The organism is Candidatus Ulvibacter alkanivorans (assembly GCF_003333325.1).
Classification (GTDB): Bacteria; Bacteroidota; Bacteroidia; order Flavobacteriales; family Flavobacteriaceae; genus Ulvibacter_A; species Ulvibacter_A alkanivorans.
In genome coordinates this window covers 1-10,462 of sequence record NZ_QOLC01000067.1, presented here as the reverse complement: position 1 = coordinate 10,462, position 10,462 = coordinate 1, and the positions used below count along the sequence as shown (strand labels likewise).

At 36.5% G+C, this 10,462-nt stretch carries 11 protein-coding genes; 2 read left to right on the top strand and 9 right to left on the bottom strand.

Translation table 11 applies throughout. From position 1 onward, the window contains the following. The coding region (gene aroB, locus DWA30_RS05675) for a 3-dehydroquinate synthase (protein ID WP_114491572.1) at positions 1-1,046 on the bottom strand (1,046 nt) is incomplete at its 3' end. A 65-nt stretch (positions 1,047-1,111) separates the two neighbouring features. On the opposite strand from aroB, the gene DWA30_RS05670 reads away from it, so the two are divergent. Beyond that, entirely contained in the window at positions 1,112-2,284 is a 1,173-nt protein-coding gene (locus DWA30_RS05670) for a proline dehydrogenase family protein (RefSeq protein ID WP_114491571.1), read from the top strand. Positions 2,285-2,292: 8 nt separating this feature from the next. On the opposite strand, the gene DWA30_RS05665 is transcribed toward DWA30_RS05670, so the two are convergent. The 4 genes from DWA30_RS05665 to DWA30_RS05650 are packed head-to-tail and all read right to left on the bottom strand — an operon-like array spanning position 2,293 to position 5,301. Continuing rightward, entirely contained in the window at positions 2,293-3,459 is a 1,167-nt protein-coding gene (locus DWA30_RS05665) for a hypothetical protein (RefSeq protein WP_114491570.1), read from the bottom strand. A gap of 4 nt (positions 3,460-3,463) precedes the next feature. Beyond that, positions 3,464-3,901, bottom strand: coding sequence for a hypothetical protein (locus DWA30_RS05660; protein WP_114491569.1), 438 nt, complete (start codon positions 3,899-3,901; stop codon positions 3,464-3,466). Positions 3,902-3,928: 27 nt separating this feature from the next. Next, positions 3,929-4,663: a hypothetical protein gene (locus tag DWA30_RS05655; RefSeq protein ID WP_114491568.1), complete on the bottom strand. Its 735-nt coding sequence runs from the start codon at positions 4,661-4,663 to the stop codon at positions 3,929-3,931. 59 nt (positions 4,664-4,722) lie between these two features. Beyond that, a complete protein-coding gene (locus tag DWA30_RS05650) occupies positions 4,723-5,301 on the bottom strand; it encodes a hypothetical protein (RefSeq protein ID WP_136073160.1) in 579 nt (192 codons plus the stop codon). Between the two features lie 557 nt (positions 5,302-5,858). On the opposite strand from DWA30_RS05650, the gene DWA30_RS05645 reads away from it, so the two are divergent. Next, entirely contained in the window at positions 5,859-7,589 is a 1,731-nt protein-coding gene (locus tag DWA30_RS05645) for a helix-turn-helix domain-containing protein (RefSeq protein ID WP_114491566.1), read from the top strand. On the opposite strand, the gene DWA30_RS05640 is transcribed toward DWA30_RS05645, so the two are convergent. The 4 genes from DWA30_RS05640 to tsaE all read right to left on the bottom strand — a co-directional run bounded on the left by DWA30_RS05640 (position 7,586) and on the right by tsaE (position 10,449). Further along, entirely contained in the window at positions 7,586-7,963 is a 378-nt protein-coding gene (locus tag DWA30_RS05640) for a hypothetical protein (RefSeq protein ID WP_114491565.1), read from the bottom strand. The two genes, DWA30_RS05645 and DWA30_RS05640, sit on opposite strands and share 4 nt — an antisense overlap. Before the next feature lie 2 nt (positions 7,964-7,965). Then, positions 7,966-9,165: an alanine dehydrogenase gene (locus tag DWA30_RS05635; protein ID WP_114491564.1), complete on the bottom strand. Its 1,200-nt coding sequence runs from the start codon at positions 9,163-9,165 to the stop codon at positions 7,966-7,968. Between the two features lie 56 nt (positions 9,166-9,221). After that, a complete protein-coding gene (locus DWA30_RS05630; protein ID WP_114491563.1) occupies positions 9,222-9,755 on the bottom strand; it encodes a hypothetical protein in 534 nt (177 codons plus the stop codon). Positions 9,756-10,017: 262 nt separating this feature from the next. Beyond that, entirely contained in the window at positions 10,018-10,449 is a 432-nt protein-coding gene (gene tsaE, locus DWA30_RS05625; protein WP_317048338.1) for a tRNA (adenosine(37)-N6)-threonylcarbamoyltransferase complex ATPase subunit type 1 TsaE, read from the bottom strand. Positions 10,450-10,462 lie beyond the last annotated feature (13 nt).

The following is a 10,462-nucleotide window of genomic DNA, read 5'->3' as shown; positions in this document are numbered from 1 at the left end:
GCCTTGTATATCAATGTATTCGGGACTTCGCAATTTATCTTGTGCGAACCAAAATCATTGAGCAGTACAAACAAGACTTTCCCGTTGGTATTCTTCTTGTCGTAAATCAACAAATCGATTATGGCATTGATGTCTTTTCTTAAAAAGTCGTGCTTTCCATACAGTTCGATTAGCGTCTTGGTAATTTGCGTTAATTTTTGCTTCGGAAAATCTAGTAGTTCGGTTGAAAAGTAAGTAGCTAAGACCATTCCTATAGCAATGGCCTCACCGTGTAATAAAGTTATTTTTTCTTCAGAAGCCAAACAATACGACTCTATAGCATGGCCTAAGGTATGACCATAGTTAAGTGTTTTCCGAAGTCCTTTTTCTAACGGATCGGTAGAAACGACATTATTCTTAATAAGTACCGATTCCCATATAAGGTCTTCAGCTTCGGAAGCCAAGTTTAGATCGAATGCTTGTAATTTATTCCAGTAACCTTCCGAAGCAATTAATCCGTGCTTTAACATCTCGGCAAAACCAGAAAGCACTTCGTTCTTAGGCAAGGTGTTAAGAAAAGTAGTTTGTATCACCACCAGTTCCGGATTTCTAATCACTCCAATCTGGTTCTTAATCATGCCCAGATCGACACCGTTTTTCCCTCCCACTGATGCATCGACCATGGCGAGTAGGGAAGTGGGTATATTTATAAATGAGATACCTCGTTTAAAAGTGCTGGCAACAAAGCCACCAAGATCGGTTACCACGCCACCGCCTAGATTAATAAGAAGGCTATTGCGGTCGGCACCTTTTTCAGAAAGTTGTTCCCAAACAGTAAGACAGGTATTAATTGTTTTGTGAATTTCGCCCGCAGGGATCTCCAGTATTGTTGGATCTAAATCGTTTCCGAAGTCATTTAAAAATGGTTGAAGACAAAAATTGCGAGTGTTGGTGTCGGTAAGTATAAAGACCTTAGAAGGTTGCAGTTGCTTAAGCACTTTGTGAAAAGCATCGACAGCACCTTCGTTGCAATAAACCAAACCATTTTCTTTAACAATGGATTTCATTAGCTACATTTTTGTTCTGAACAGAGGTCAAATCTAACTATATTTGTGAACTTTATTTTTGATTTATGATATCAAATTCGCTTTTTGATAACACGGAAACCGCATTTAAGCTAAAAAGTGACTCGGAGTTAGAACGCGCGTACTTCCTTTTTAAAATGATAGCCAACGAACCCTTGGTGCGAATTGGCACTGCGGCCACGAAATTCGCATTGAACTTACACTTACCGGTAGAGGGGTTAATTCGCTCTACTGTATTCGATCATTTTTGTGGGGGTGTGAATGAAAAAGATTGTATGGATACCGTGGACGCCTTATATGAGGCCGGGATTCATTCGGTGTTAGATTATTCGGTAGAAGGGAAGGAAACTCAAGCCCAATTTGATGCGACCATGGAAAAGGTCATCGAGCTAACCGAATTTGCTAAAAACAAAACCGCAATGCCTTTTTCGGTCTTTAAACCTACCGGGTTTGGACGGTTTGCTGTTTGGCAAAAACGCACTGAGAACAAAGTGTTATCGAAAACTGAACAGGAAGAATGGGAGCGAATTGAAGCTCGGTATCATAGGGTTTGTAAGGTTGCAAAAGAAAGTGACATTGCATTGTTGATCGACGGAGAGGAATCGTGGATGCAAGATGCTGCAGATACGTTATGTGAACAGATGATGGAGACCTATAACACAGAAAAACCGATCGTATTTAATACGTTGCAGTGTTATCGGTGGGACCGGTTGGATTACTTAAAAGACATTCATAAGCGCGCACGTGAAAAGGGGTATAAGCTTGGATTTAAAGTGGTTAGAGGTGCTTATATGGAGAAGGAAAATGAGCGTGCTTTAGAGCGAGAATATCCAACACCTATATGCGAAAGTAAGCAAGCAACCGATGCGAATTTCAATGCTGTTATGGAATATATTCTCGATAACCTAGATGATATTTCACTGTTTCTTGGAACACACAATGAAGCGAGTAGTTATTTGGCAATGGAATATATGGAGCAGCGAGACATTGCAAAAGATGACACACGCGTATGGTTTGGGCAATTGTACGGGATGAGCGATCATATAAGTTTTAATATTGCTTCGGAAGGTTATAATGTAGCAAAGTATATTCCGTTTGGTCCGGTAAAGGACGTGATGCCTTATTTGATCCGACGAGCGGAGGAGAACACTTCGGTCGCCGGACAAACAAGCAGGGAGCTAACATTGCTTAAAAAGGAGAAGAATAGGAGGGGCTTATAGGTGCGACCTTAGTCGTATTCGTTGATTCCGTACAATATCTCCTTCATCTTGCTACCATTGATCTCGACCGGTTTATAGGCCGTGTGAAATTTTTCAATCGCAATTTGAATTCCTTGTTTTAAGGTCCTGTATTCTTCAGGGATCTTATCAGTACAGGCTTGTTCGTTTTCATAGCTATTGAGCATTATCTCAAACTTTTCATAGAATTTACCACCTTGATCGATAAATGCATTGTACTGTGTAATAAATTGTAAAAGGCGATCGATAGGAAACTCCAAATTGATTTGCATTTTCAACGCAGCATCTGGGTCTTCATCGTTTTCAATAATTGTGGTAAGCTGATCGAGATATTTATTTAAATTATTCCTCACCGAGTCCCAGTCGTCGTTATTTCTACATATTTCTAGGGATGTAGTGTATTGAATCGGTTTTGTGTAATCTTCGAACAATTGTTCTAAGTTTAGGATAACTGTTTCGTTGCTTTTCTGAAGAAAAACCGTCTCAAAATAGATGGTGTTTAGATCTCCATGCATACGCAGTGTAAAATCCAAGATGCATTCTACTTCTTGAAGTTTTGCCTCTTTTTCATTTCTTGAAGTGGATTCATTTGTGAATAAGGAAATAAATGAATGAAATACCGAAGTGTAAATATTAGTTCCCAAGATAGAGGAGAGGTCAAATCCGGTTTTTCGGTTCTTTGAATTAGATAATACTTCTTTTACTGCAGTAAACTCCGGGTAATTGTTCGGGTTAGACATCGAATTAATATCCCTGAAAGTACTTACTGATGCGAAGTGGTGATCTAACGACAGTGTTTTTTCATAGAGAAGTTTAATAATTTGCAACCCCTTTAAATAGCGAATTTTACTGATGTCGGCAGATTCTTTAGCCGATATTTTTGTCAAGGTGTCTTTAAGATGGTCTTTTTTTAGAAGTAGTGATACTTGTAGATCAACCGCAACTGCTGTTGCTAATGCACGATTAACTGCTCTTAAATTGGCTTGAAGTGGATCTTTTAATAATTTATAATGAGCTTTAGTTTCTTTAATTTCAATAGATAAACTGGCAAAAACCAGTTCGATTTGCTTATCTATGGTTTTACTTTCAGCAATAGCCGCAAATGCAGCACTGTTTAGGCTGAAGCATAAAGCAATATAAATAATCTTGATCTTCATTATTTTAGTTTTCCGTAGGAACAATCTCAATATCAATAAATAGATCTGAAATAGTTGTGGTGTAGGTGCCCACGGCTAGTTCCTGCAGTTGTTTTGATTTAATTCGGGAGGTCAGTTCGGTTACTTCTTGTGAAAGAGATAAGGGTTCTTCCATCAAGAACGTAAGGGTGTTCTTGTTACGCGCTGTTATAGCAGCACCCAGTAACTTTATTTCATCGTCCTTACTAAGTTTATTGCGGTAGACGCGAAGTAATGTCTTCCCATCTGCAGTATAAATAAAGGAGGCATTAATCGCATTACTTTCTCTGTTTTGTACGGACGTTAATGAGCAAGCGCCACGCCCGAAACAATTAGTGCCTCTCCCAACAGTCAATATCGAATCTTGAGCTAAGAGACTTAAAGGTAGCTGAATTAAGAAAAGTATGATAATGCTTACTTTCATGGTTTTGTCTAAATAATTTAAATTGATCTAATTTTCATCTTGTAATCGGTAACCTTGCTCTAAGAGCAAGGCAGCCATGCCTTTTATGTGATCGCTTCCATAAACAATTGCTATTTTATTTTTAGATTCTTTTGTCAAATTCTCAATGACTACGCTGTTACGGTAGTCAATTATTACCGAGTCTTTTTTTTCTCGATCCCAATTTTCATTCTCGCATGGACTGCTCTCTGTAACTTTGGTTTCGAAATCACAGGGTTCTAATTCGATCTTACCAAACTCATTTTCATAGAAATTCACCATGTCTGTTATATTGCTGTCTACATTTTCACTGTTCAATGAATCTAGGCCAAGTTCTTCATATGGTGGTTGATCGATCACATTTTTTTTAAATTTCAAGTTGTATTTATCCATAATACTGGCCGAAAATACTTCACTATATCCGTTACTTGCCAACGGAAAATTTAGAATCTTTCGAAATTTTCGTAATATGGTATCATTATCTGAAACGGACTTGACTTTTTCCCAATAAAAATAATATCCTTCTTTACCTAATGAGTCCACTTTCATACGAACCGCTTCGTACTTATCGGGTATCGCAAGATGTATCATGGGAATAAAGACAACATCTTTCGTGTCATTGGTGTATTTTGATAATTGAATTTCATTATCATATGCACCATATCGATCGAGCCATTTGTTAAAAAAATAATTTCTACAGCCAACGAGTAAAAAAAGCAAAGATAGAAGTATGATATTTTTCATAATTATGAGATTTAACCGCATAAATATTTAACATATCTATGCGGTAGTTAGTATTAAATTTAAGGAATTATAATGGCAATTATGACTCCAATTATAGCTGAAAGTATCTGTCCCCCTTCTGGGCCAAATACAGATTCTAAGTGACACCATAATTGCCACCATTTACAGCGACCTTCTCTAAGGTTGTTCGTTGGAAATGTAGAGTTTTCACCAAATAAGATTGGTTCCATTTCAATATAATCTCTATTTCGCTCTTGAGCTTGTTGATTAACGTATAGAATAGCGTTACCCATAGTAGTATAGTTCTGCTCTTTCTTAATTCTGTTTATAGAATAGCCGGATTTCAAATAGTTATATGCTTTTTCTAGCATTTTTTCACCTTGCTGTGGGACATTTGGGAGGCTTGCTCTAGAACTTGCACTTCCTAACAATAGCGAACGTTTAAATTGATTATAGCTCTGGCCTACTGTATAGTAAGGCCTTACAGCTTCTACAAAATCGGCAAAGGCGTGATTTAACGCTGTCTTCACTTCGGCTTTTGTAGGCTCAAAATCGTTAGACTGTGCAGTAACTTGATGTGCTCCTACCGATAAGAAAAGAAAGGTGCAGAGCAACATTGTTTTGTATAATGCTTTCATAATTATAGTTTTAGATTGGCCTACTCTTACGCTTTTCGGCTTCCGCGGCTGTTTTTGAGTGTGCTAGCAAACACTCTTAAAATAAATCCGTGTCCCACTAATCAAAAAAATTGTATCTTGTCCTTGAGATAAACACGAGTTTATTTCGAATTTAGAAAAACGGTGAGAGCTTCTACCTTGTAGAGGCTTTCTCTTTTTTGGCTAATTGTTGCTGTGTCACTTTAGATGGTTTTGATTCGTACTAATTGAAGTGATTTTGAAGCAACCTACAGACCTTCCTTCACTTCAACTCCCCAGTTAATTTGATAAAAAAATCCTCGGTTGCTTCTATAAATCTCACAACCCAAATTTGAAGTGAATTTCCGTATTCTGCAAGCTAACTTGCTCGCTATTCGTGAATTACAAGTCTGTATTTATGAATTTTGGGCTACACAAACATCGCTAACTACTTGATAAAAAGTAACTTACATTTGTAAGGTTCGACACAGCTGTAAAACCTTGGATTTTAGACAAGCAACCAACATTTTTTAGTAGTTTTAAAAAACAACATCCGGTTTATGAAGACCTTAACTTTTTTATTGTGCATTTTGATCGCCACATCATTGTGTGCGCAAGATGTTAGTAAAGAAAATTTAGCTGCTTTACAAGATGAAGAACTGCTCGAATTGTTTAACCAGGTGTTTACCGATTCGATAAAAGCAGAGAAAGTCGCGCGTACCTATCTAAATCGAGCTAGAGCACAAGAAGATACCATAAAAATGGCTCGAGGTTATGATCGATTAGCTAGGATTTTTCATTTAAAGAAGAATATATTATTCGCCGACAGTCTTATTCAACTCACTGAACATCTGAATCATAAGACTTATCCCACAATGGGTTATATTATTAAAGGAGCATTATATTGTAATAATTATGAGTTTGATAAATGTACTTCTAATTTGCTCAAAGCATATGAATATTCTGTAAAAAATAAAAATGTGTTTTTTCAATTATTTATACGCCGAAATATTATAGAAACGAAAATTATTTGGGGAGATCCGAGAGAAGGATTGAAATTAAGTAAATTGTATTATGATTTTTTAAATTCAATAGACTATGAATCAGCGTACAACGAATATGTTAGACCTTCCATAAAGTCAATCCCTGGGGAGTACCTCGAAAGCTTACGAAAAGACAAATTAATTGCAAAAGACCTGATCACTGTGTCCTATATCTATACGCAGAAATTTGATTCAGCGAGGTATAATGTAAAAGAGGTTCTAACTGAATGTAGAAAATCTGGAGACTTCGACAACTATTATAAATATTTAGCTAGAGCAGGAGAGATAGAATATTATTTAAAGAATTATGATTTATCAATTGACAAATTAGAAGAATCACTTTCGAATAGTAAATTTAAAAGTGAAAATTCAATTATGAACGATTACTTGTATATTGGACTATCATATAATAAATTAGGTCAAGAATCTAAAGGCTTTGAGTATTTGAAAAAGGCTGATTCACTATATGAATTAACTAAGGAAATATTGCCTGTTCAAACAGAATTATTTATCGAGCTTTATAATTTTTACAAAAAAAAGAATGACTTTAAAAAACAAATAGTTTATTTAAATAAATTGATTTATACTGATAGTATATTTAGAAATAATTTAAGGTATATTGATTCAAGGATTAAGAACAATTTAGAAACACCAGAACTTCTTAGGGAGAAGGAAGAACTAATTGCCCGGCTCGAAAAGAAGCAAAGAACCACAAAATCGATGTCATATTGGTATTTATTGGTCGCCATATTAAGTCTTACTGCTTTTTTGTTTTATTATGGTAGACAAAGGACTTATAAACAACGGTATGAAAATTTGATCGCTAAACAAACGAAGCCTAAAACTGATATAACGAGTCAAGACGTAGTTACTTCAATATCTACTTCAATTATAAGCGATATCCTTACAAGCTTAGAACAATTTGAATCTAAACAAGAGTATCTTTCTCAAAACATCTCTCTTACAAAGCTGGCAAAGACTTTTGGCACGAATTCTAATTACTTATCGAAAGTTATTAATCTCAAAATGGAAAAGAGTTTTCCACAGTATATTAATGATCTGCGAGTGGATTATGCGGCTGAAGAACTTCGGACTAATAGGCAATTTCGACGATTTACTATTAAGGCAATCGCTGAAGATTGCGGTTTTAGAAGCGCAGAATCGTTTTCAAAAGCATTCTATAAAAGTCACGGTATTTATCCGTCGTACTATATCAAAAAGCTGAACAAAAAGAATGAGGGGCTTTAATTAGAGTTGGTGTCGACGCTAAGCAATGTAGCCTTGGTTTTACAGTTCTCAAAACGGATTCTCAAATTTTGCGTTTGCACTACACCTTCAATTACATATTGCTTGCAGGAATCAAGGTCAGTATTGCTTTCAGAAAAAAGTACATTACCGTCTATTAGTAATTGCGAAATAGCAGAAGTGTCTAATTGAATAGTTCTGAGTGACATAAGTGCTTCTGAAGAAAACGATCGTTCTTTCAGTCGTATGTTTTTTAAAGTACGAGCGTTTGGACTATAATCGCAGGACGCTTTCTTTCCGCCGAGAAAAAATAGTAGAATAATAATTCCAATAATAAAACCGCCTAAATAGTAGGCAATTCGGTGTATGAGTTTCATTCTTAAAAAATAAGCAGGTTAATATCGCTGTAGGACATATCGAACCAATCTGAAACTGCTTTGTTGGTTAATATGCCGCGGTAAAAGTACAAACCGTTTCGCAATCCATTGTCAAAACGGATCGCATTTTCCAAACCGCCACATTCGGCGATCTCAAGCAGATAAGGCGTAAATATGTTACTAATTGAAATAGAAGCTGTTTTTGGATAGCGAGCAGGAATATTGGGCACACCATAGTGTATTACATCATATTTAATACGAGTGGGCTTATCGTGAGAGGTCATTTCGGTCGTTTCAAAACAACCGCCCATATCTACGCTCACATCAATAATAACAGCACCTTTCTTCATGTTTTCAACCATTGTCTTAGTTACTATGACCGGTGATCGATTATTCCCTCTTACAGCACCTATTGCGACATCACACCGCCTAAGCGCTTTCATAAGATTCTTTGGCTGTATCGTCGAGGTGTATAAAGTGCAACCTACATTTGATTGTAAGTTTCTAAGTTTTGTTATAGAACTGTCAAAAACTTTTACATTGGCGCCTAGTCCGAGTGCCGATCGTACCGCAAATTGTCCAACAGTTCCTGCTCCAATAACCACAACTTCAATAGGCGGAACCCCGCTAATGTTTCCAAACAGCAAACCATTTCCTTTTTCGGCATTTACCATTAATTCGGCAGCAATTAGCACAGACGCGGTCCCTGCGATCTCGCTTAATGCTTTTACAGCGGGATAGCTGTGATCTTCATCTTTAATAAATTCAAACGCAAGTGCTGTAATCTTTTTTTTTGAAAGGGCTTCGAAGTATTCTTTTTTCCGCGTTTTTAACTGTAATGCTGAAATGAGTACCGATTTAGGTTTCATTAAGCTAAGTTCCTCCAAGGTCGGGGGTTCGACCTTGAGTACGATAGGACATTCAAAGACTTTTTTAGTGTCTTTGGTTAGTTTAGCACCTGCCTCGTTATAATCGGTATCACTAAATCCAGCTTCCTCACCGGCTCCTTTTTCCATAAGAACTCTATGACCGTTTGCAACCATAGCTGCAACTGCATCTGGCGTAAGACATATTCGTTTCTCCTGAAAGTAAATTTCTTTAGGAAGCCCAATAAAAAGATCCCCTTTTTGCTTTGAGATTTCTAGGGTTTCTTCTTGTGGAAGCAATTGTGCTTTAGTAAAAGGCGAGCTAGGTTTTGTCATGAGTACTCGGTTAGTAGCACCAAGTTACATAAATAAAGAAAAATAACGAAGTCTGATTATCGGAAAAGTTCTTTGACCTGTTGCCAGATGGTTTTTTTCTCCATAAGATCTCTTTCGAAGCTATCTAAATCATCTAAGCGCATTTTATTAAATAATTTAGCCCTTATCAAATAAACTGCTGGAATAATAACTAGCATTAACGGTAAAATGTAATAAATCTCTAATTCGTCTAATCCTTGACTTTCATTTAGAATGCCCCAAAGCTGGAAAGCATACATCGCTATAGGCACTAAAATAATCCAGTGCCACCAATGCTTACAAGTAAAAAACCATAATAGTAATAAATATAGAGGCACTACTTTTCCAACTAAGAACCACATATAGGTGTTTATAGATCCAAAAGCAGTGTTAACAGTAAACAAAGAATTTTCCCAAACTTGAGAATCGTTTGGGAAATTCTTGTAAGAATAAAATAAAAAGGGAGTAATTGCGATTAACAATACAATTACTCCGCCTATAAAAAGATTTTTTCTACCCGTTTTGTGGGGTAACGATTTGGTCTCTTTTGACTTGCTGTTCTGTTTGTTCATCTTCTATGCTTTCCGGAGTGCAAGAAACAAATAATCCAGCTCCAAAAATTGCAACGATCAATAGGTATTTTGTTAATTTCATAATACTTGTTTTTGTGAGGTTTATAGTACAAACCTAGCACGAAAAAAGACAAGTATTTCAGTAAAGTTCGCCGTATCTTTATAGGTTAGCCTTTAGACAAAAAAATCCTGCTTAAAAACTATGCGATTTGGGGCAAACATTTAAAAGTATCTATTGAAATCTCGTATGTGTCGTTACAATTTATTTCACTGGCTCCATGTTTAATGTTCTACTTCCGTTTTGGTTTATCGTTAGTTGAAGCTTTGTGTTTTCTACCGGCAATAAAGAAGGTATCTTCTCCGGCCACTCAACAAAAATCCAATCGTTCGAATCAAAATACTCCTCTACACCAATATCAAGCGCTTCATCCTCACTGTCTATTCTATAAAAATCAAAATGATACAACTTTTTTTCACTTAGCTTATATTCATTTACTAATGAAAACGTGGGACTCGTAATCGTGTCGGTCACACCAAGTTGCTTCGCTAGTTCTTTAATCATTGTAGTTTTTCCGGCACCCATCGCACCATGAAACAAGAGTGTGCGGTTCTTAGCATTCGCTAATACCTTCTCTGCTACTTGGGACAACTCTGTTAATGTGTAGGTCAACTCCATTTTTTTGAATTCAGCCAAATATATCATTTAA